The 23,235-nt window shown below is 37.1% G+C and carries 23 protein-coding genes and 1 tRNA gene; 8 read left to right on the plus strand and 16 right to left on the minus strand.

The features are described 5' to 3' along the window. Positions 1 to 161: 161 nt before the first annotated feature. The 5 genes from argC to H3R33_RS08185 form a co-directional block, all read right to left on the minus strand. A complete protein-coding gene (gene argC, locus H3R33_RS08165; RefSeq protein WP_198185407.1) occupies positions 162 to 1,073 on the minus strand; it encodes an N-acetyl-gamma-glutamyl-phosphate reductase in 912 nt (303 codons plus the stop codon). Between the two features lie 112 nt (positions 1,074 to 1,185). Further along, on the minus strand, positions 1,186 to 1,683 hold the full coding sequence (gene rpsI / locus H3R33_RS08170) for a 30S ribosomal protein S9 (protein WP_110439378.1): 498 nt from the start codon (positions 1,681 to 1,683) through the stop codon (positions 1,186 to 1,188). Between the two features lie 5 nt (positions 1,684 to 1,688). Next, positions 1,689 to 2,174 (minus strand): 50S ribosomal protein L13, encoded by a 486-nt coding sequence (gene rplM, locus H3R33_RS08175; RefSeq protein WP_110439377.1) that lies wholly within the window; start codon positions 2,172 to 2,174, stop codon positions 1,689 to 1,691. A gap of 432 nt (positions 2,175 to 2,606) precedes the next feature. Then, a tRNA-His gene (locus tag H3R33_RS08180) sits at positions 2,607 to 2,682 on the minus strand. Positions 2,683 to 2,841: 159 nt separating this feature from the next. Continuing rightward, positions 2,842 to 5,136 (minus strand): TonB-dependent hemoglobin/transferrin/lactoferrin family receptor, encoded by a 2,295-nt coding sequence (locus tag H3R33_RS08185; RefSeq protein WP_198185405.1) that lies wholly within the window; start codon positions 5,134 to 5,136, stop codon positions 2,842 to 2,844. A 268-nt stretch (positions 5,137 to 5,404) separates the two neighbouring features. Here H3R33_RS08185 and H3R33_RS08190 point away from each other — a divergent pair, with 268 nt between their 5' ends. From H3R33_RS08190 to H3R33_RS08205, 4 genes are all read left to right on the plus strand, one after another. Then, complete coding sequence (locus tag H3R33_RS08190) at positions 5,405 to 5,974, plus strand: biliverdin-producing heme oxygenase (RefSeq protein ID WP_155564968.1); 570 nt, start codon at positions 5,405 to 5,407, stop codon at positions 5,972 to 5,974. 341 nt (positions 5,975 to 6,315) lie between these two features. Continuing rightward, entirely contained in the window at positions 6,316 to 7,044 is a 729-nt protein-coding gene (gene exbB / locus H3R33_RS08195; protein ID WP_110439375.1) for a tonB-system energizer ExbB, read from the plus strand. After that, positions 7,041 to 7,457, plus strand: a complete 417-nt coding sequence (locus H3R33_RS08200) for a biopolymer transporter ExbD (protein ID WP_122122984.1) — start codon at positions 7,041 to 7,043, stop codon at positions 7,455 to 7,457. The genes exbB and H3R33_RS08200 overlap by 4 nt, the downstream gene beginning before the upstream one ends. A 4-nt stretch (positions 7,458 to 7,461) precedes the next feature. After that, the gene (locus H3R33_RS08205; protein WP_198185404.1) at positions 7,462 to 8,265 is read left to right on the plus strand and encodes an energy transducer TonB; all 804 of its coding nucleotides are present in this window, start codon (positions 7,462 to 7,464) and stop codon (positions 8,263 to 8,265) included. A 71-nt stretch (positions 8,266 to 8,336) separates the two neighbouring features. On the opposite strand, the gene H3R33_RS08210 is transcribed toward H3R33_RS08205, so the two are convergent. The 4 genes from H3R33_RS08210 to H3R33_RS08225 form a co-directional block, all read right to left on the minus strand. Continuing rightward, positions 8,337 to 9,596 (minus strand): mechanosensitive ion channel family protein, encoded by a 1,260-nt coding sequence (locus H3R33_RS08210; protein ID WP_198185403.1) that lies wholly within the window; start codon positions 9,594 to 9,596, stop codon positions 8,337 to 8,339. Between the two features lie 117 nt (positions 9,597 to 9,713). Beyond that, positions 9,714 to 11,426, minus strand: a complete 1,713-nt coding sequence (gene pabB / locus H3R33_RS08215) for an aminodeoxychorismate synthase component I (RefSeq protein ID WP_198185402.1) — start codon at positions 11,424 to 11,426, stop codon at positions 9,714 to 9,716. Positions 11,427 to 11,660: 234 nt separating this feature from the next. Further along, a complete protein-coding gene (gene tyrS / locus H3R33_RS08220; protein ID WP_110439370.1) occupies positions 11,661 to 12,911 on the minus strand; it encodes a tyrosine--tRNA ligase in 1,251 nt (416 codons plus the stop codon). Positions 12,912 to 13,061: 150 nt separating this feature from the next. Next, a complete protein-coding gene (locus tag H3R33_RS08225) occupies positions 13,062 to 13,538 on the minus strand; it encodes a hypothetical protein (protein WP_198185401.1) in 477 nt (158 codons plus the stop codon). A 495-nt stretch (positions 13,539 to 14,033) separates the two neighbouring features. On the opposite strand from H3R33_RS08225, the gene H3R33_RS08230 reads away from it, so the two are divergent. Next, entirely contained in the window at positions 14,034 to 14,531 is a 498-nt protein-coding gene (locus H3R33_RS08230) for a hypothetical protein (RefSeq protein ID WP_110439368.1), read from the plus strand. 284 nt (positions 14,532 to 14,815) lie between these two features. Then, positions 14,816 to 15,859, plus strand: a complete 1,044-nt coding sequence (locus H3R33_RS08235) for an SDR family oxidoreductase (RefSeq protein WP_110439367.1) — start codon at positions 14,816 to 14,818, stop codon at positions 15,857 to 15,859. Between the two features lie 93 nt (positions 15,860 to 15,952). Here H3R33_RS08235 and H3R33_RS08240 read toward each other — a convergent pair whose 3' ends face one another. Further along, a complete protein-coding gene (locus H3R33_RS08240; RefSeq protein ID WP_110439366.1) occupies positions 15,953 to 16,804 on the minus strand; it encodes a squalene/phytoene synthase family protein in 852 nt (283 codons plus the stop codon). 155 nt (positions 16,805 to 16,959) lie between these two features. Here H3R33_RS08240 and H3R33_RS08245 point away from each other — a divergent pair, with 155 nt between their 5' ends. Then, a complete protein-coding gene (locus H3R33_RS08245; protein WP_110439365.1) occupies positions 16,960 to 17,568 on the plus strand; it encodes a superoxide dismutase in 609 nt (202 codons plus the stop codon). 34 nt (positions 17,569 to 17,602) lie between these two features. Here H3R33_RS08245 and yajC read toward each other — a convergent pair whose 3' ends face one another. Further along, positions 17,603 to 18,049: a preprotein translocase subunit YajC gene (gene yajC / locus H3R33_RS08250; RefSeq protein WP_370552701.1), complete on the minus strand. Its 447-nt coding sequence runs from the start codon at positions 18,047 to 18,049 to the stop codon at positions 17,603 to 17,605. Between the two features lie 117 nt (positions 18,050 to 18,166). On the opposite strand from yajC, the gene H3R33_RS08255 reads away from it, so the two are divergent. Next, a complete protein-coding gene (locus H3R33_RS08255) occupies positions 18,167 to 19,024 on the plus strand; it encodes an ATP-binding protein (protein WP_198185399.1) in 858 nt (285 codons plus the stop codon). A gap of 71 nt (positions 19,025 to 19,095) precedes the next feature. Here the strand turns inward: H3R33_RS08255 and serS are convergent, their stop codons facing one another. The 5 genes from serS to H3R33_RS08280 form a co-directional block, all read right to left on the minus strand. Continuing rightward, a complete protein-coding gene (serS, locus tag H3R33_RS08260) occupies positions 19,096 to 20,376 on the minus strand; it encodes a serine--tRNA ligase (RefSeq protein ID WP_198185398.1) in 1,281 nt (426 codons plus the stop codon). Continuing rightward, positions 20,376 to 21,158 carry a twin-arginine translocase subunit TatC gene (gene tatC, locus H3R33_RS08265; RefSeq protein WP_155564955.1) on the minus strand — a complete coding sequence of 261 codons (783 nt, stop codon included), beginning with the start codon at positions 21,156 to 21,158 and terminating at the stop codon, positions 20,376 to 20,378. Before tatC ends, serS begins: the two co-directional genes overlap by 1 nt. Then, entirely contained in the window at positions 21,155 to 21,697 is a 543-nt protein-coding gene (gene tatB, locus H3R33_RS08270; RefSeq protein WP_198185397.1) for a Sec-independent protein translocase protein TatB, read from the minus strand. The genes tatC and tatB overlap by 4 nt, the downstream gene beginning before the upstream one ends. An 83-nt stretch (positions 21,698 to 21,780) precedes the next feature. After that, positions 21,781 to 22,356 carry an SMC-Scp complex subunit ScpB gene (scpB, locus tag H3R33_RS08275; RefSeq protein WP_198185396.1) on the minus strand — a complete coding sequence of 192 codons (576 nt, stop codon included), beginning with the start codon at positions 22,354 to 22,356 and terminating at the stop codon, positions 21,781 to 21,783. Continuing rightward, complete coding sequence (locus H3R33_RS08280) at positions 22,353 to 23,210, minus strand: ScpA family protein (protein ID WP_232342207.1); 858 nt, start codon at positions 23,208 to 23,210, stop codon at positions 22,353 to 22,355. The genes scpB and H3R33_RS08280 overlap by 4 nt, the downstream gene beginning before the upstream one ends. Between the last annotated feature and the right edge of the window lie 25 nt (positions 23,211 to 23,235).

The raw sequence follows: 23,235 nt of genomic DNA on the forward strand, positions 1-23,235 counted from the left end.
TCATAACCTGATCTTACTATAAAATTTGCCAGACATCTTTCTAGAATAATTCTTATCCTCGATTTCATCGAAAAATTATCATTATCTGCATTTATCAACATTTCAATTAAAATTTTATATACAAATGGTTATTGTTCCAATGATATTGATTGATAAATACCTCATATACCGAACATCAATCTGATATTCTGGATGGCCGCCCCTGATGCTCCTTTTCCAAGATTATCCAAACTTGCAGTCAATATTACCTGATCATTTCTATTATTCGAATGAACCCTCAGCTCCATACGATCGGTAAAGGCCAGCTGGTTTGCGGGAAGACGCGTCAAACCATCCTCAACAAAAACAATATTTTTTCGTTGAAAATAATGTTCCCTCAAACATGTTTTAAGCTGTTTGACCGTACCATTTAACAAATTAACATGCAAAGGTATCGAAACAATCATTCCCTGTGCAAAATTTCCTACGGATGGAACAAATACAGGTTCCTGCACCAGATCGCAATAATGACAAATTTCCGGTAAATGCTTATGATTCAAATCTAAAGCATATAATTCGAAAGGAGGTGCGTTCTTTTCCTGTTCATAAAATGCAATCAGCTTTTTCCCTCCTCCACTATATCCACTTACAGCATTAATGGTTAATGGATAGTCCACGGGAATTATACCCTCCTTTACCAAAGGATGAAGCAAAGCAATTACTCCACTGGAATAACATCCAGGATTGGCAACCTTATCGGCTTTTGCAATTTTTCGTTCTTGCCCCGGATCCAATTCAGCAAATCCATAAACCCATTCCGGATCTGTTCGAAATGCTGTACTGGCATCCAAAATACGCGGTCTTTTACTTTCCATCATCTCAACAAGAGCAACAGCCTCACGTGAAGCCTCATCCGGAAGACATAAAACCACCAAATCAACTGCCGCCATCATTTGAAGACGTTTATCAATATCATGACGATGCTCAATAGGGACAGAACATAATTCAACTGGAAAATCCGCCAAACGTTGTCGTATACCCAACCCCGTAGTTCCATATTCCCCATCAATAAAAATTTTAGGCATTTCTGTCATGACTGTCATTCCAAATAAATCGGTTTTTAATAATTAAACATATGCTTAAATAAAAAAGGCGAAGAAAAGCATAATGCCTTTCCTCGCCTCTGATTTCATAAAGCTGTAAGGCTTAACGTTTACTGAACTGGAAGGAACGGCGGGCTTTTGCCTTACCATACTTCTTACGTTCAACAACACGCGCATCACGTGTCAAGAAGCCTGCCGCTTTTAATGCGGCACGTAATTCAGGTTCATAGTTGCATAAAGCACGACTTAATCCATGACGAACCGCGCCAGCCTGTCCTGACAAACCTCCCCCTGTTACAGTGCAGTAAACATCAAATTCACCTTCACGATTGGTTACCTGAAAAGGTTGATTCAACAACATCTGCAAAACTGGACGAGCGAAATAACTTGTTACCGGACGTCCGTTAACAATAATCTCGCCCTTACCGGGTTTTACCCATACACGTGCAATGGCATCCTTACGACGACCGGTTGCGTAGGCACGACCAAACTGGTCACGCTTTGGTTCACGAACGATAACTTCCTGTTGTGCCAAAACAGTATCAACAACTGCCTCTTTCAGATCAGCCAAGCTGCCTGTGCGTTCTTGAGTCTCTGACATATTCCTCAGGCTCCAACTTTTGTAGTTTTATTAACACTATTTTTTCGGTTCAACGCAGCTATATCAAGCTTAACCGGTTGCTGTGCTTCATGTGGATGAGCATCACTGGCGTAAACATATAAATGTTTCATCTGTTTACGCTGCAATGGACCACGGCTAATCATACGTTCAACTGCCTTAATGACAAGATGTTCCGGATTTTTACCCGTCAAACGTTGTCTGATCGTACGTTCTTTGATCCCACCGGGATAACCTGTATGATAATAGAACATCTTCTGTTCTACTTTTTTGCCTGTTAAGGCGACTTTATCAGCATTGATAACAATAATATTGTCACCACAATCGACATGGGGTGTATATTGTGGTTTATGCTTGCCACGAAGGCGATTAGCAACGATAGCAGCCAAACGTCCCAAAACGATGTCTTTCGCATCGATCAGAACCCAATTCTTGGTTACTTCCGCTGGTTTAAGCGAAATGGTTGTTTTCATTAACTCTAGATTCCGTTAATTAAGCAAAACTGTAATTTGACTTTTGTTTATTAACTCAAGTATGATTTTCGTCAAGTTTTTTTTTAATATTTACTAATTTTTATTTGTTTTTCAACGACTTTAAATATGTGGTATTATAATACCACATTATTTTCTCTTCTCTTTGACAAAAAATCAAATAAATTCTTATTACTTACTACAATAGTACAATGATCCAGCATTGATTAGACAAGCAATACAATAATGAAAAATTATTTCCGCTAGATTTTTCTGTATCTTAATCTTCTTATTACAGTGAATATTAATCAAAGTATTGTAATAATTGGCACAACCAGTCCTAATTGATTTAATTGCCTGCAAATAAAAGGTATTAAATGCCAAATTCAAACCATGTTTTACGAAAAAATTTTATTGTCACAATAAATTGTCGGATGGGGCGAATGACGGGGATCGAACCCGCGACAACCGGTACCACAAACCGGCGCTCTACCAACTGAGCTACATCCGCCATTGTGTGATGAAATGTCTTTACTATAATTCCGTGTAATTCGTCAATTCATTTTCAAAAATTTTATTTAATTTTCTTTTATGCATAATAAATCAGGCTCTTACAAAAATATAAAGACCTGAATACTATGCAAAAATTCAAAATTTTAAAAAAATCAAATCAGAAATCTATACGTGCAGTCACCTTGAAATAACGTCCCGGTTGAGAGAAATATGCCTTCTGTAGACTACGAGAGGATTGTCCAACCGGCAAAGAAGATGCATTATAATATTTTTTGTCAAACATATTATACATACCAAATTGAAACCGCAAGGGACGATAAAAAGAAGGTCTGTACCATCCGGTCAAATCAAAAACAACATAACCTGGCGTATTCCACTGTTTGGAAAGAACACCCGTATTATTCAAAAATTTGGCATTGTCCCTGGCTATTGCAAAAGTGCTTGATAAATCCGTTCCCCAATTATCTGTTTTATATCCAAACCCAATGATTCCCCGGAAAGGCGCTATTGAACTTAAAGCATAATTTATATCTGTATTACGTCCATGGGCATATGCAAAAGAGGCCCACGTATGCCAGTTGGGATCGAATTCCCAGTTCATACTGGCCTCTGTTCCATAAATACGAACACGAGACAGGTTATCATAGCCAAAACACATTTGTGTTCCGGTGCAAGGATTGATACCGATCATATCAATATAATTGCGATAGTAATTATCATAAAAGGCAATATTGAAGCCTCGTTTTGAATTGCCATATTTAAGTCCAACTTCCCAACCACGACCTGTTTCAGCCTTTAAATCGGGATTACCAATGACCTGATACATGGGAGGCGTTCCATAACTTAAATACTCTTCATTTGCACTGGGTGCACGATAGGATTGTGAATATTGTGCATAAGCAACCAATTGATGAATAATCCGGGCTTCGACCAAAATCTTTGGAGAGTAACGAGAGCCACTGGCCCCTTTGGGTAATCCATTGTAAATTGGATTGTTTTGATATTTCGAAGTGTTATGCGGATCCCGTTTAAAATAATCAAACCTTACACCTGATATGATATGCAGCCACTCATTTTTTCCAATGCCAATACGATCTTGTAAAATGGCCCCCAAATCAGTCCCGTGCACATTTGGCATATCCGAAAAATTATTATGCAGGAATGGATTCTTGGTAGCGTTCCATCCTGATTGATACTGACTTGTATCTGTTAGATAAGCTTCACCCCCATATGTAATTGCATGATGTATCGAGCCTGTAAACACGTTCATTGTTGCATGTCCAACCACTCCATAAGATTGAACATCCATGTCCAGTTTCTGCCACGAATCACGCTTCGGCATTAAATCATAACGATCTGAGATATTCGTTATAACATTATTATCCTGCCAATAGGCAATAAACTGCCCTTCGCCAAATAAATCCTTGGCTGGGTCCTTTGCCTTGTAATCATAATGGACAGAAAAACGGGAGCGTTGATTTTCACTTTGTGTACGATAAAATTCCTCTTTTACCCGTTGGGAAGTCAATGTATGTTCATCAACATTGCGATCGACCCATTCTCCTGTAATTCCTAGCCGATGACCGCCTGAAAAATAATGAATGACCTTTCCTACAAAACTTCCCTGATCGTAAGAGGCAGGATTACGTTTTGTACGTGTATTTCCATACCCCCCAGTATGTCCCATATTTCCGGTTTCACTACCATTGGAATAGCCTCCTTCCAGTAAAAATAGTGTATTTTTGTAACGTGTGGCAAAAATCTGGTTTAACAAAGCGCTTGCACTGACGCCATCATAGGTAGTTTTTGTAATCCCGCCAAATTTTTGTCCTGATTTTAGAATATCCTCTGGATTAAAAGTTCGTAAGGCAACCACTCCACCCAAAGAACCTGTTCCAAAAAAGCTGGAATCTGCACTTTTAATAACATCCATTCCACCCAAAGAATTAAAATCAAAGGTTGATAAACCACCCTGTTGAGTCGTAAATGCACTTGCAAATGCACCATCATTTGCCCACATCATACGAATACCATCAATCGTTGTTAATAAACGACTTTGATCAAGACCCCGCATATTAATACTATAATTATTTGAATTATAGTTAATTGCCGCATCCACACGACGCGAATAATCCTCCAAACTATCAATCTGTTTATCCCTGAAAGTTTTAAAGGTTGTTGTTGTCGTTAAAACTCTTGATTTTCCTTGGGAGCTATAATCTTTATCGGGATCAATTTTTGTATAAGACAATATCGGGTCTGATTTTCCCTTGACTTGGATCGGAGAAAGCTTTAGCGAAGTCCCTTTAATATTGTTTTTCTGGTTAAATTTATCCGATCTTTTTTGTTCATCTCTCTGTTGCGTTTTGAGGTCCGGCAATAAATCCTGATTAATGGGATTAGAAGATTGCCCCCAGGCTGATATATTGGTCAAACCTAAAAAACCGGACATTACAAACCATGGAAATTTATATGAAAATGGAAAAAAAAAATGTTTTTTTTGAATAGTCTGCATGGAATTCATCAATCGTTATTGTGAATGATTATTATTAACTTTTTGATGACACAACTGAATTTTAATGTCAATGAATTAATAATGATTCTTAATATCAATTGATATTGATAATTACTATTAATTGGTATATGTCTAAAAATTATGGTGTTAAATAAATTTAGCCAACTTAACTGATTAATTTTCATGCAATAATGGAAACACAACCATGACAGACTCAGGAACCCTTACTTTAACAGAAGCTTTACGTCAACAAACACGGGAAACTCACGAAAAATTGGATCATTATCTTACCAACCTTGGATTATTCAACAACATTGAACTCTACAAGAAATTTCTCTCACTTCAATATTATATTCATCGTGATGCCAACAGTTATTATCATGACCAAACATTAACAGCCATTATCCCCGATCTCATCAATCGCAACCGCTTTGAAAAAGTGAAAGAGGATTTGAAAGATTTAAAAATTGATATCCCTTCCACTACCTTTACTTCACCAAACACAACGAATGCTTCTGAGGCGGTAGGTTTTCTTTATGTTGTCGAAGGATCTAAACTTGGGGCAAATACGCTTTTAAAACGCGTGGAAAAAATTGGTTTATCTGAAAATTATGGGGCACGACATATGGCACCAGATCAAGATGGAAGAGGCGCATCCTGGAAAATATTTCAAAATTCAATTAACCAGGCAAAATTGGATATTCATACCACCATTAAAAGTGCCACCACCGCATTTAGCCAAATCCTTGCCTATGCTAAATTTGTAACGACATAACTTTAATTACATAAAACGGGTTATTTATTACATAACCCGGTTTTAAATACAAATATCCTTATTACCATCTTTACATAAAAATTTTCTATTTTTTACGATACAGAAAAATATTTAATCTTAGGCTTTCTCATCCAGTTTAATACCAGCTCCATAATTTGATAATGATAATTAATATCACTTAATATTGATAATTAATATCACTTAATATAAGATAAAATTCATTAAGTTGAATTGCCTGTTAAAAAATTTATTAAATATACAGGATCTTATTGGATTAACATCATGTCAGATACATTTATAGGATCATATTTTATCTCTCATCATCTATATGGAGATAACTAATGACCACTTTATCTTTTTCACCCTGGCAACTATTTGAAAATGCAAATCCTGTTGTGCAGTTTGTCATGATCATGCTTTTACTTGCCTGTTTAATCAGCTGGACAATTTTTATAGCGAAATATATAGAGATTTTCCGCCTCAACCATAACCTTTTGATTGATAAGTTCCGTTTACAAAATGCCAAAGAATTGATGCCTGACATTGATCTTTCCAAAAAAGGAATTGGTAGGACAATGTTATTGGCTATCACGGATGAATATCAGTGTTCCAATGTTTTGACACATGATTCGGAAGGGCTGAAGGAAAGGATTGTATTGTTATTAGAAAGAATTGAAAGCAATGAAGGTCATTATTTAAATAAAGGAACCGGTTTTTTGGCAACCATTGGTGCGATTTCACCGTTTATAGGTTTATTTGGAACAGTATGGGGAATCATGACATCGTTCACAGGGATCGTTTCCACCCAAACAACAAGTCTAACAGCTGTTGCCCCGGGAATTGCAGAAGCCTTACTTGCCACGGCTGTTGGTCTGGTTACCGCTATTCCTGCCGTAATATTCTATAATATGATTCTTCGTTCAAACGCTAATTGCAGATCAAAAATTGCAGACTTAAGTACCATTTTCATGCGTCTGGTTTCTCGTGACATAAGCAAGTTGCAAATAAAAGATAAGAATACACAGATCATACCCTTTCAACCAAAAATGATGGGAGAAAAAATATCATGATCCGTATGCGTCATGCTGATAACGATTCAAAAGAAATGTGCGATATCAATGTCACACCATTTATTGACGTGGTTTTGGTTCTCCTAATTATCTTTATGATTACAGCACCTTTGACAACAGTAAAAATTCCGGTCACTTTGCCTTACTCTTCCTCAAAAAACATGGAACAACCCAACCACCCTGTTTATCTAACACTGAAAACAGATCATACCCTAACCTTAAATGATAAAACTATTTTATTAAAGGATATCAATCCCAGTATTAACACTGCAACAAACGGCAATAAGGAAGAACATATCTTTCTTTATGCGGATACCAAAATTGATTACGGCTCTTTCATTATGGTAATGGATCAACTCCGTGCCGCGGGTTATCATAAAATTTCTTTGGTAAATTTACAAAACAAACAATAATGGCATGAAAACCTCCACGATTACTGACAAAATTTCCTTTACAGAATGGCAAGCCAATCGAAATGATCTCAGATCTAAAGAAAACCGTTATATAATAATTGTTTCCTTTATCGTCTCTTTATTAATTCTTATTTTTCCTTTTTTTCTTTTTTACAATAATTCTTCAGTTCCCAACAAACCCGTTGTTACTGAAAGCAATGCTCTTGTACTTGACTTATCCCCCAATCGAACAGAAACTCCGACTTCACCATTATTGAATAAACCTACAACACTTGCCAAAACAGAACCCTTGACACCCATTCAAAAATTATTGCCAAAATTTTCTGTCTCAAATATTCTACCTGATATACCAAGAATAGAAAAATTCTCTAAACTCAAAATAAAGCAACCTTCCCAACATATTATTCCACAACATACTTCTCAATCTGGATCAAATTCAACATCCACATCAAAAAATAATAATACCGATCATCCACCAGAAAAGGATCATAACGCACAAGTCATACACACTTCTTCAACATCCGCTAACTGGCAGGGAATGGTTTTAAATAAATTCGAACGTTTCAAACATTACCCGCCCGAAGCTCAAGCTGATGACCTAGAGGGAACCGCCATTTTGCACATTACCATAAATCGCCAGGGAATCATCCTAACAAGCAGTCTTGCAAAAAGTTCCGGATATTTGATCCTGGATCGAGAAGTCCTTATTTTATCCCACCGAGTTAAAAAACTTCCTCCTCCACCCGATGATATCCAAGGTTTACTAATTAATTTGGATATTCCTATAGAATTTCATATAAAACAATAAAAAGAAATTTGTTAAACAATATCTAAATGTTGATCTGTTCAACAAATTCTTGTCTTACTATACATCAATCATTATGCAGCATTTCCCTGATAAACTGTCACAGATGAACTGTTTCCTGATGGATTTTGATATGCACTTAATGAAAACTCCTCAATAACCGCATAGGCATGTTCAAAAATTTCCGATTGAATGGCTTCATAATCCTTCCAGACAACTGTATTGCTAAATCCATAAATCTCCAACGGTAACAATCCTGTTGCATCGGGGGCCATCTGTCGCACCATATAGGTCATCTGATTAAGAATACGAGGATGATTTTTCAAATATAAATCCAAATAGATACGGTAAAGACCCAGATTTGTGATTGACTGGCCTTTGGATAAATATTTGCCTAAATCCATAATGAATTCTTTATGATCAACCCTGTCCTTATTTTTTTCTGAATTTGCAAAGGGTTGAAGCAACTTGCTTTCTAATATTTTTTCCTTTTCCTCAGGTGTCATATAATGAACGGTTGTAACATCAATATACACAGAACGTTTGATCCGTCTACCGCCAGATTCCTGCATTCCACGCCAATTGGTAAAAGAATCGGAAACAAGCGCATAGGTAGGAATCATCGTAATTGTATTATCAAAATTGCGAACCTTGACAGTTGTCAAACCAATATCCATTACAATTCCATCCGCACCATATTTGGGCATTTGTATCCAGTCATTTACACGCATCATATTATTTGCAGATAACTGAACTCCCGCTGATAAGCCCAGAATGGAATCCTTAAAAACCAACATGATGACAGCTGCCATGGCTCCCAGTCCACTGATCAGGATAAGTGGCGATTTGTCAATTAGTACGGAAAGAATAAAAATACCAAAAAGCAGTGCGGCCAATAATTTAAATCCCTGAAATATACCTCCAAGCGGAAGCCGTGCCGCTATATCCAGCTTACTTGCAAATTTTAAAACAATATCCAGAAATGAAAATATTGACAGAAGTGCACAGACCAATACCCAAACTTTTGCGGCAATCATAAGAAAAACTAGCGTTTTCACACCCTGATGCACCCAAAAAGTGGTCTGCAGTATGACAATCAACCCCTGCACAGTAAAAGCCATACGGCTAAATAACTGATTCTCTGTAACGACCTTGCTCCATAGTCGCGTGCTTTTTTGTGCAAATTGAACCAATCGGACCAACACAATCCGATGTAAAATCACATGAACAATGGCCGCCGTAAGGATGATAATAGATACAGCTGTTAAAAACAAAGTAAACTGATTAAATTTAAAACCATGTTGCTGTAAAAAATCTATAATATGTTGTTGCATATTAACCTCTTGATTAATTGTGCGATAAAATAATTTTTCATTAATAATCTCATTAAAAAATCTGGTTATTTTAACCCAAATATATCTTCGATATCTTAATATCTTATCTGTAGTATTTTAATCGTTTAACGAATTTTTCCAGATCACTTTACGCCATTTACGAACACTGTTTATAAAAGCGATCTGACTTCCTACCTGTATATCCTGTTTATAAATCACCTGTTCTGTCGCCATGCCCTGATCCAACAGATATTGACACATCGTTCCTCTCAAGAGGCCAGAAGAGACAGGTGGCGTAACCCATTTCCCCCCTTTACACAAAAGAATATTTCCATTGACAAATTCTGTAACTTCATCTCTCTCATTAAAAAGTAATTGTTCACAATCCAATGTAACAGAAGGATAAAAATCCCTTTTTGTCGTTTTGTGGTATAGAAACATATTATCTGACAAAACAGGTTCTTTCGCCCATCTTGCGATCAAATCGTGATGTAAAGACTGAATAGCATTAATTTCTATCTGAATTAACCCTTTTTGATCTAACAATATTCTTACCTTCCAGCATCCTCGTTCATATTGACAGGAGAGATGTTGCAGGCTTTTTAACAATTCTGCCTGGTTAAAGGAAAAATCAAAATATTCAGCCGATTTTTTCAGCCGGTCCAGATGTAAAGGTAAAAGAAAATAACATCCATTCTCTAGCAAGACTGATTCAAGTAAATGATCGGGTATCCGGCGATCATACAAAACCTGTATTTTATGAATAACCTCACGATATTCATCCTTGGAAGTGGAATCCCAAGTTATTCCTCCTCCAACACCATATACAGCTTTTTTATTTTGGACAACCAACGTTCGAATAGGAACGGAAAATATCGCTTCTTGATCAGGGGTTACCATCCCAATAGCACCACAATAAACTTCACGGGGCTGTTTTTCAAGCTTTCGAATAATTTTCATTGTATTTGCTTTCGGTGCACCAGTTATAGAACCACATGGAAATAACGCCCTAAAAATATCCAATAATGTTGTTTTTTCCTTTAATCGTGCAGTTATTTCTGAAGTGAGTTGCCAAACTGTAGGATATTTTTCTTTATCGAACAAAGATGAAACCTTCACACTTCCCTGCTCTGCAATTTGTCCCAAATCGTTACGCAGCAAGTCAACAATCATCAAATTTTCAGCACGATTTTTTTCATTATTCAATATTTTCCCGTTTTCAAGGTCTTCCGTTAAGATTAATCCCCTTGGGGCTGTTCCTTTCATCGGTTTAGCAGTAATTTTCCTTTCTTTTACCTGAAAAAACAATTCCGGAGATGCCGAAAGAATTTGAAACAATCCAATATCCAGATATGCACTATAACTTGATTGTTGGGCCTGCAACATATGCAGATAGAACTCATATGGGTCTTCCTGGAAATCCGTTCCCATTCTCAGTGTATAATTCACCTGATAGGTATCACCGTCAGCGATATGATTTTTAACAGCTGCAATAGCTTGTTGATATTCATGCCATGAACAATCAGGTTGCCAATTCATTAATCCAAAATCAATTTTTTTAGATTGTGGTTTGAATTTTCTTTTTATCGGTTTTTCAAAAATACCAAACCATAACAATGGCATTTTTTCAGGAGGATGCGTTATCAAATAAGAACGAAAGGCAGACGCGGCTTCATACGTTATAAATCCTGCTGCATAATATCCTTTTCCTACCCATTCCTCTATTTCCTGTATACAGGATAAAACCTTATCCAACTGACGTGTTTGTATAATCCTCAAAACATTTTCGAAATTGTAAGGATAGTTTAAAAAATCAAACTGTAATTTCATAAAAACCGTAAACGAAAAAAGATAATCACTATAAAATTATCAATTTTTTAATCTAATTCTATAATAATACAGCGATGTATATTTATTTTATAATCATTGATAGAAAATGATTTATTTAATTGTATAAAAACCAAATCATGAAAATAAATCTTTTAAAACCGATATTTGGTTTTTAAAAGGTTAAGACAAAAAACGATTGTTCTAAACGGTAATATTAAAAATAGCATCCTTATACTATCGACAACGTATCAATATATGATTTTTACGACCTGATGACAGCTTAATAACCCCATCACATAACGCATCATCAGTAATAATTTGTCCCTCATCACTAATTTTTTCATCATTAATTCTTGCTCCACCCCCTCGAATTAATCTTCTGGCTTCCGCATTACTATTCACTAACTTTCCAAGAACAAATAAACGAAAAACAGGAACACCCTGTTGTAGCATTTCGGTGGGCAAGACTATTTCGGGTAATCCGTCTTGAGCCAGTTTACCCTGCTCAAATATGTCTCTAGCCGCCTTCTGTGCAGCTTCCGCTTCACTACGACCATGACAAATTGCGGTCACTTCTGTTGCCAGCATTTTTTTCGCCTCGTTTATTTCCGCTCCTTGCAAAGCGGCTAAACGTTCACATTCCTGAATGGAAAGATCTGTGAAAAGTTTAAGAAAACGACCAACATCCTGGTCTTCCGTATTACGCCAAAATTGCCAGAAATCAAAAACCGAACATTTCTCCTTGTTAAGCCAAATGGCTCCTTTGGCTGTTTTCCCCATCTTGGCCCCTGAACTTGTTGTCAATAAGGGGGCTGTTAATCCAAATACCTGTTTTCCCTCCATTCGACGTACAAGTTCTACACCAGATACAATATTTCCCCATTGATCTGAACCACCCATCTGTAAAACAGTTCCATAACGACGATTTAATTCGCGAAAATCATATGATTGCAAAATGGAATAGTTAAATTCAAGAAATGATAACCCTTGTTCTCTTTCCAAACGTGTTTTAACACTGTCAAAGGATAACATACGGTTAACTGAAAAATGAATGCCAACATCCCTTAGCAAGTCAATGTAGGAAAGCTTTTTCAGCCATTCTGCATTATCAACCGTAATTGTTTTGTTTTCGCCTGATCCAAATTGTAAAATTTGATGAATATTCTGGACAATCCCATCTAAATTCCGGTCAATTGTACCCTGATTCATCAAGCTGCGTGCCTCTTCCCGGAAAGAGGGGTCTCCGATTTGGGCTGTTCCACCACCAACTAAAGCAACGGGCTGATGTCCATGTTTTTGCAATAAACGCAACAGCATCAGCTGTACCAAAGACCCGACATGCAAACTGTCAGCTGTTGGATCAAATCCGATATATCCAGAAATAGAACCTTTTGCCATACGCTCATCCAGGCTTTTCAGATCAGTCGCCTGAAAAATAAATCCTCGTGCCTGTGCTTCCTGTATAAACGAACTTTTTGGGGTCATAATATTATCTCAAAATCAGATTTGGTCAAAAATTTAATCAACGTTGACTTGAACTCGGCAAATCAGATTTTTCTATGTATCATGAATTAGTTTAAAATCAAAGAACACGCTTTAAATGTTCCTCAAAACTAAAGAGACTCTTTTTATGAATTATGAAGGGGGTAATGAAATGGGCGGTGCATACCCATTTGACGGGTCAGTGATCCTGACCTTTTGCTGAGACTGGCGTGAATGTTTTAACCCTAACAAAATAGACGGGGGTGAAACATAATGATTAGGTGTTCCACTTGTATATTCACGCATAGTCGATTGATCATCTGTCAAGGCAGGATGTTCAGAATTGGTATAGACACCCCCCTCCTCGATATAGGGATCTGGATGAGTATGCCAACCTTTTTTACGTAGCGGATTATGCATCTGATGTTTGGAAGGGTATAAACCTCTTTTTTTATGATAGGATGGAAAAATGCCAGTATTAGTATTATACTTATTCTCCGATTGATGGATATTCCATTCTTCATTCGGGGTTTCCTTAGTTGTCACAGAAGGCTTGGCATAAATTGAATGACTTGATGAATCATATAGACTTATCCCAATCATGAATAAGAAAAGTTGGTATTTTTTCATAATTCGTTCATATCCCTTAATAATCGCCTAGATTATAATATTTTTTTAGACAAATGGTGAATGTTTTTTGATTATCTTTTTATGGTTTGCATCCGAATGATCGGACAAAAAAACTTTTCTTGAACAATTATATTCAAATAACAATTAATAACATTTAATATTTTATTTAAGCCTAAAAATTTTGGAAATCCAACATTCATTTATAAATTAACTAAATTTTTATTTCAGTAATTTTTTAAACCATTTGTCTTTTTCCTATGCCAATGCAGGTGACAGCTAGGTTTACGATAATGATTATAACACGATAGGTGGCTTTAATCCTGATTTCGATAAGGTCTGATAAGTATTGTCAATTTATTGGGTAAGGTTGATCATAATTCCGGTAAGATATATAATCAAGAATGATCATTTTATTAGGTAAGATTGACCCAAAACATCACAACCGGGATTAATATTATTAAAAGATAAACTTATATCAAAATGGGTATGGTAATTATGAGGATTATAAAAAAAAGACTTTTACTGTCCTATAGCGCTTTTCTGGGATTACTTTTATCCTGTCCAGCCTTGGCTGAAACTACCCAAGTCACAGACGAATCAAAAACGACCATTAATCACTCCCCAACGGGAGATAACATGATGCATCAAAAATTTGATTTTCTAAAATCCTACGCTCATGAAAAAAACCAAGATTTCGATAAAGATCTAGATACGCTGGAAAAGCAAATCCAAGACAAAAACAGCAATCTACACAAAAATCTGGAACAACTTAAAACCTATACACATGATAAAAAGAAAGATTTAAATGAAGAAATTGAATATCTTAAAACACAAGTTAATGATAAGAACAGTGACCTTTATAAAAAACTCAATGAATTAGAAACAAAGGCCAAAGACAAAAATAGCGATATATATCGGGAACTGAAACATATAAAAGATATAATCGAAAGTCAGCCTGATCAACCCAATAAACCGGCATCTTTAAGCAAATAAAGATAACATTTAATAACTGGAGAAACTCTCTTTTCTTCAGTTATCTTTTTTCATTAAAATTCATAGAATAACTATATCTCATAGCATTTCATTATTTGCTATATAATTAAGTAATAAATTAAAATATATTGAATTTAAAATATTTAAAATATAGAATAGAAATTATAATGAGTTATATAATATAAAATAATTTTGCCAATAATAATTAATAAACTTATCCAAGTAATAAAATTTAATTATTAATTTATTATTTTATATTTCTCAAATTTCTTTAGGTGATAAATATGTCTGAAAAAGAAAAGTCTGAGAATAATGCGAATTCTTCCGTATTTCATACCAACTCTCGTCGCCAAGTCCTTACCGGTGTCGCTGTTGGAGCTGCCGCTTTAGCGACAAACAGGAGTATTCATGCCATGCCTGAACATGTTGAAAATAAATCTGTCCCTCCTCTAAAAAACCCAATGTCCCTATACCCAACGCCTCCCTTTTCTAAACAGCCACAACCTTGGCCTGGTTTACAGTCCAAGATGCAACCTGTTCCTGATTGCGGAGAAAAAACATATCAGGGAAGCGGACGTTTAAAAGGACGACACGCACTAGTTACAGGAGGTGATTCCGGTATTGGACGCGCTGCCGCTATAGCCTTTGCACGTGAAGGAGCGGATGTTGCCATCAATTATCTACCACAAGAAGAACCTGATGCAAAGGAGGTCATCGATCTTATACAAAAAGCCGGACGTAAGGCTGTTGCATTACCCGGTGATATCCGGAATGAGGATTTCTGTAAAAAACTTGTTGCAGATGCTTTAGCCAAATTGGGCCAAATAGATATTCTTGCCCATGTGGCTGGAAGGCAAAAATATTCTGAACAACTGACTGATATAACAACAGAAGAATTTGATTGGACAATGAAAACCAATCTTTATGCACTTTTCTGGATCACCAAAGCTGCCATTCCACATTTGCCACCTGGCAGTTCCATCATCACCACCTCTTCACTCGTATCATATATGCCTCCAGAAATTCTGGTGGATTATGGCATGTCCAAAGCAGGTATCAGCAACTTTACAAAATCAATGGCCAAACAGCTTCTTCCCAAAGGAATACGTGTCAACTGTGTTGATCCAGGACCTTTCTGGACCCCCCTACAAATTTGCGGGGCTCAGCCCCAATCAGCTATTCCCAACTTTGGTGGTGAAAGTCCATTTAAACGACCTGGGCAACCTGCAGAAATCGCTCCCTTGTATGTTACACTTGCCTCTACTGAATCATCTTATGTAACAGGGCAAAGCTGGGGAATTGTGGGAGGAACAGGACAACCTGGATAATCTTATTATTTTCTACTTTATAATCTCTAAGTATCCATTATTTTTAAGGTTCATTAATTTTATAATGAACCTTTTTTATAAAAAATTATCTTTCTAAGTCTCGCTTATTTTCAATTTAACCCAATAATTTGCCTTTAAAACGGACAACTTATCTCCAATTCCACGTTTCCGGGACAAATGATCCCATTGTTCAAACCTGTGTAGATCCCGTTTGGCCAAAATAACAGGTAAAATAACGGATCTGTAATGACGATCTAACAAACAAGCCTTCTCGCTTCTTCGCAAATAAAAATATGCCTTTTCTATTAAAATATCACGGATTGCATTAAGTTCTGATGATGTTACGCTAATTCCGTTTTCTGACCGCTGTAACGAGAAATCATGAATTATCTCTGCTGGCAAAGGACAACGCCCTTTTCTAAATATATTCGGTAAATTTTTTGAAATATGAACGGTTTCACTGGCAATACCCGCTGCAATCACCGCTTCAACCAACGGTAATTCTCTTATTTTAAAAAGATTTGCAAGAATCCGCTGAATTTGTCCAACAGACCGCACCATTATCGAATCCCAATGATTCCAATTTTTTATACCCTCCAATTCTTCTTCGCGAGCGGAAATGATTTTTAAAAGATCTTCAGCAGAAAACAAATTTCGATCCAGAGAATCCTTGATATAAGGCGCAATTTCATGATCCCGGTCGGATTTGTTTGCCAACAAGTCCCGCCACCATTGCAAACGGATATAACCCGCCATTGGCCCTGCCACATCCCATGAAGAGGATAGGGTCACGGCCCGAGTAATCTCGGTATAAAATGCCAATAAACGAAAATATTGTTCTCGTAAATCAGAAGGCATAAAAAGCGCGCAAAAGAAGTGATCTGGATCAGACTTCCTTATATATTGGCCGCAAAAAGAAAGGGGTTTAGATTTTTCTTTAATCATTTCCAAAAGATATATATAATTTATGAAGGAGATGTGCCTAAAAAATTTATCAATTAATCTCTGTAAAATTCCGCATAATCTCTATATAAGAGAATTAAGAACCAAAAAGGTCTTATATAATTTTTTAAAATTATTGCAATATATCGAGGAACCAAATGTCTTTTGAATTACCACAACTTCCCTTTCCCTATAATGCTCTGGCTCGTTCAGGAATGAGCGAAGAAACCATGCAATTTCACCATGACAAGCATCATCAAGCTTATGTTAATACCCTGAATGATCTTATCAAAGCAAACCCTGCACTTGAAGGGAAATCATTAGAAGAATTAATTGTAACGGCAGCAAAGGATGAATCCTTAACACCTGTTTTGAATAATGCAGGTCAACATTACAACCATTCTTTATTCTGGAATTCCCTAAGTCCTGATGGTGGTTCAATGTCTCCTGCATTTGAAGAGTTAATCCGTAAAAATTTTGGTTCAGTTGAAAATTTCAAAGCTGAATTCAAAAAGGCCGCTACCACGCAATTTGGCTCGGGATGGGCTTGGCTGGTTTTGACTTCTGACAATAAATTAATCGTTACCAAAACACCAAATGGTAAAAACCCGATTTCCGAGGGCCAGGGAAAACCTCTATTAACCATTGATGTATGGGAACATGCATATTATATTGATTTCCGTAATCGCCGCCCTGATTTTGTGGATAATTTCCTTAATAACCTCGCAAATTATGATTTTGCAGAAGCCCAAATAAACGCAAAATAAACTGTATCAATGAAACCGGCATTCCGCCGGTTTTTTATTCCGCTTTTACCGTTTCATCAGCTTTATCCAATGTAACAGCCTTATTTTCTTTGGCTTCTTTTTTACCTTGGTTTTTTATCTTGGATTGGGTATTTTCTGTTTGGACCTTACTTTCCAAAACAGTCGTAACAGTACTACGAACAACCATTACTCGAACATTTGACGCAATTTCCACTTCCATTTGATCTGAATCTTCCTGGTTACGTACAATTTTACCAACAATACCACCCGCGGTTACAATTTTATCACCCCGTCGCAATGCTTTCATTTTTTCACGAACTTGCTTGGCTTTTTTTTGCTGCGGCATAATAACAATAAAATAAAATACCAGAAATATTCCAATAAAAGGCAGTAAACTCATGATTGTGGCAGTACCACCTCCACCACCACCTGCACTTTGTGCATAGGCAGGAGTAATAAATAAATCCATAAAATTGATCATCAAACTGCTTTCCTATCTTATTCACATTACGTATATTGATCATCTATCATTATAGGCACCTTCATACACTATATAAAGTATCTCGCATACTACAAGATCATGAAAACCGGAAAAAAGATGACTCAATCCCTTATCCCCTTACTGGAACGTATCGCGATTTCCCTAGAGAGACTTGCCCCTCCTCAGCCAAAAATTGAAAATATTGATAAACATAACTGTTTTATCTGGTCCGCCCAGAATAATGAATTGACACCCATTCAGAATATGTCTTTTATCGACTTTCATCTGTTACAAGGGATCGAAAACCAAAAAGAAACACTTTTTCTGAATACATATCATTTTGCCAAAAATCTTCCCGCCAATAACGTTCTTTTATGGGGGGCAAGGGGAACAGGAAAATCTTCATTGATCAAATCGGTTTATCATGAAGTAAACAGCAAACTATCAACCATTTGCCCTCTTTTGAAAATTATTGAAATTCCCAGGGATGATATCTACTCCCTGCCCATTCTTTTACGGTTATTGAAACCTCTGTCTTACAAATTCATCATTTTTTCAGATGATCTTTCCTTTGAATCAGAAGACCGTGATTATAAAGCGCTCAAATCTGTATTAGACGGTGGAATTGCCGGACGCCCAGAAAATGTGTTATTTTACGCCACAAGCAATCGTAGACATCTAATGCCAAGGAATATGATTGAAAATGAATCCTCTTCCGCCATTAATCCTTCTGAAGCCATTGAGGAAAAAGTATCTCTTTCTGATCGTTTTGGATTATGGATCGGATTTCATAATTGCTCCAAAGTTTTATATGATCAGATTGTAACAGAATATGCAAAAGCAAGAAAATTACCCATTTCAAAAGAGGATCTCATAGCACAGGCCAACGAATGGTCAGTTACTCGTGGTGCCAGAAATGGCCGTGTTGCCTGGCAATTTATAGAGGATTTAACAGCCAAATTATCCAGTGGATAACACTTTTTTCTTTTTACAATTTGACAATCCGAAAACAAAAGGGGGACTTTATTCCCTTTTGTTATATTTCATTATCCGATTTTTTCAATACCACCCATATAAGATCGAAGCACTTCAGGAATAGATATTGAACCATCCTCATTTTGATAGTTTTCCATAACAGCAACCAAAGCCCGTCCAACTGCAACACCAGATCCATTTAAAGTATGCAGAAATACCGGAGTTGTTTTTCTACCTTCTTCAGGTTGTGGGCGATAGCGAGCGTTCATGCGACGCGCCTGAAAATCACGTGTATTGGAACAAGATGAGATTTCGCGCCAGGCTTGTTGGCCTGGCAGCCAAACTTCCAGATCCCAGGTTTTTGCTGCCCCAAATCCAGTATCACCAGAACATAACAAGACACGACGATAGGGTAATTCCAATTTTTCAAGAACCTTTTCGGCACAACGGGTCATCCGTTCATGCTCTTTTTCACTTTCTTCAGGTGCGGTCACACTGACCATTTCAACCTTATAAAATTGGTGCTGTCGAATTAATCCTCTTGTATCACGACCAGCAGCTCCTGCTTCACTTCGGAAGCAGGCGGTTAAAGCAGTTCTGCGAACAGGTAATTGATCATAATTGATTATTTCACCTGCCTGTATTCCTGTCAGAGGGACCTCTGCTGTTGGAATTAGCCAACGATCATCTTTTGTACAAAAAGACTGATCCCCGAATTTAGGCAATTTATCCGTGTTAAACATGGTCTGTTCATTGACTAGTAATGGAACGACATATTCCTCGTAATCATGTTCAGTTGTATGAAAATCCAGCATAAATTGTCCCAGGGCACGATCAAGTCTTGCCAACGCTCCACGTAAAATACTGAACCGTGCGCCCGCTAACTTGGTAGCTGCATTAAAATCCATCAACCCTGATTTTTCGCCCAACTCGAAATGCTGCAATGGAGTAAAACCAAATTCACGTATTTTTCCCCAATAATGTACAACAACATTTTCAGTTTCATCTTTTCCCGTCGGAACTTCCACAGCCAAACGATTAGGCAAACTTGCCAGAACCTCAAAAATTTGTTGATCCAGTTTATCCGCACGCGTCTGCAATGAATCTATTTCCTGACGCAACCTTATGGCTTGCGCTTCCAAAACGGAACTGTTTTCTTTATTCCGTTTTAACTGACCAATTTGTTTTGAAATGTTATTTCGATCAGCTTGTTTTTGATGCAGCTCATTCAAATATGAGCGCCGTTCCTCATCATACGATAATAATGTCTGACTAGCTGCCGATAATCCACGACGGGCCAAATCGTTATCAAAAGCCACAGGATCAGAACGCAGAGCACGAAAATCATGCATTATAATAATTCCTTTTCTGGTTTGGGTTCCACCATTCGGGCAGATAAAATTGAAATCTCATATAAAATAATTAAAGGGATAGCCAAGGAAGTTTGTGTAATTACATCGGGAGGTGTAAGAACTGCAGCAATTACAAAAGCAATAACATATGCATATCTTCTGAATTTCTTTAACTTTAATGAAGTCACAAAACCTATTTTTGCCATCAATGTCAACATGACAGGAAGCTCAAATGCAATACCAAAAGCCATGATTAACCGCATAACTAACGAAAGATATTCGGAAACCTTGGCTTGCAATTCAATATGCATATTATGATCCCCCCCAACCTGAAAAGATAAAAAGAATTTCCAGGCAAAAGGAAAGACAAAGAAATAAGCGAGCGCTGCACCCAGTAAAAACAAAATCGGTGTTGCAACCAAAAAAGGCGCAAATATCCTTTTTTCATTTCGATATAATCCCGGGGCGATATATATCCATGCTTGAATGGCAAACATAGGAAATGAACAAAAAATTGCACCGAAAAATGCCAACTTGATATAAGTGAAAAATGCCTCATATAAGGCCGTATAAATAAGATGGGGTTGTTCTCCCTGTTGTCGCATGGCTTGCGCCAAGGGGTGGGCCAAGAACATATAGATTTGTTCCGAATAGTAATAACAAAACCCAAAAGCAATCAAAAAAGTTGCCAGACAGACAATCATTCGACGACGTAACTCAATAAAATGTTCCATCAGAGACATTGATTTATCATTGATCAACTCTTCTTCGGGAATATTCATGGCCATCCCTGTTCCCTGTAATTGACAATTTGTGGTGGAATCATCGCTGGAACAGGTGGAGCCGATCTTTTAACCTGTAAACGCTGCGCAATTGCAGGAGGAAAAAAAATTGGAGCTGGATCTTTTTTTGCCAAAGCTTCCAGATCAGGTTCCTTATGATCGGTTGACACTGAATATTCGGGAATAATCTCAGGCTCTTTATTTGAAAAAGGAATTTCATAAGGTTTCGAAGATTGAATAGATGTTTGATTCAAGGGGGAATTCAAATTCTCCTGAAGTGTTCTATCTCGATCGATTACATCCAATATTGCACTTTTAATATTCATACGACGTAATTTCATCAACTGATCTTTGGCTTCCTTAAGGTCTGGATCCTTAACCATCTCATCCACCTGACTATGGAATTCACGTGCCATGCCCCTGCATTTTTTCACTACGTCACTAAACCAATGGACAATTTTTGGAAAATCTTTTGGTCCTATAAATATCATGCTGACAATCCCAATCAATATCAGTTCTGCCCAAGAAAAATCAAACATGCTTTATATTGCCCCCTTTATTTCCATAATATGCATCATGATTTGGTTTTATATGATTTGTTTAGCAAAGAATTACCACTTATTTATTCATCATTTAAAGAATGGTACGGAATATCTCCAAATAACTCCTCTTTTTTTGGCAAATCATTTAAATCATTTAACCCCAAATAAGTTAAAAATTCTTTGGATGTTTTCCATAAAGTTGGTCGTCCTGGTACAGATTTATGTCCACAAGGTTTGATAAGACCATATCCCAATAAAGTTTCCAAAACAGTTTGGCTTAAACCGACCCCTCGAATTTTTTCGATATCTGTCCGAGTGCAAGGCTGATGATAAGCAACGACGGCCAAGGTTTCCATTGTTGCACGAGATAAACGCTTTGGCCTGGCAATGATTTTTACCAGATATGCCGTCCATTCCTGAGCTGTCCGAAATTGCCATCCACCGGCAACTTTACATAGACGAATGCCACGATACGCATAATCCTCTTGAAGTGAATGAATAATGTCAAGGATGCTAACAGTTGCCTTTCCTTCAGGATTTAAATTTATTGAATTTTTTTCCAGCAAAGATTCAATTGATTGTTCTGAAACAGGCTCCGTTTGCGAAAATATATATGCTTCGATCAACCCTTTTAAATCTTCCAAGTCTGTCCTCATTCCGCTTCCAAATTTTGATGATAGGATTGGCCGTCATTTCGTGATTGCAATAGAATTTGACCAAACTGCTCTTGCTGATCAAGCTTTATTTCACCAAGCTTTGCCAGTTCCAATCCGGCCAGTAACATTCCGCACCAGGCAGCTTTCCATTGTTGCTGTTGTTGGACGGGTGATTGATCCTTTTTATTAACCGCCTCCCAACGGGGTAGAAAAGCATCCAACGCATGCCATCCAGGTACATGATGAGATTTGAGTAAACGTTTCAAACGATTTAGAGCATCTTTGACCGTCCAAAAATGAAACGATCGAATTCGCCACTCCCTTTTTTTATTTTTACGATGGAATATCCGAATATATGCGTCAATAAAACGTGCACTATCCAATATCAATCCAGAGGAATCCACTGAAGTAAGATCTTCATAATATCCCCTGGCAAAAACCTCGCTCCCCAATAAAGGTCGCTCCTGCATCCACAATGCCGCTTTATTGATTTGTTCCAGTCCTTGCAAACGTTCTTGAAGTAAATCAACCGCCTGTTCAGTATCGCCAAAATGATCAGTTTTTTGCGGCAATAACAGACATGATTTCAACCATGCCAACCAACTCGCCATAACCAACCAGTCGGCTGCCAACTCCAATCTTATTTTTTTTGCAGATTCAATAATTTGTAGATATTGCTCAACCAGTGGCAAAATTGATATCTGAGTTAAATCAACTTTTTGGGTTTTAGCCAATTGCAACAACATATCCAACGGCCCTTCAAATCCATCAAGCCGAACAATGAAAGTCTCATCATTCCATGAAGAAGAATGATTTTCCATTTCCGTCTCATGAACAAGATCCGATTGCCGCATTATTATACCAGATTTATGAAAACCA

This window comes from Commensalibacter sp. B14384M2 (assembly GCF_016101865.1).
Lineage (GTDB): Bacteria > Pseudomonadota > Alphaproteobacteria > Acetobacterales > Acetobacteraceae > Commensalibacter > Commensalibacter melissae.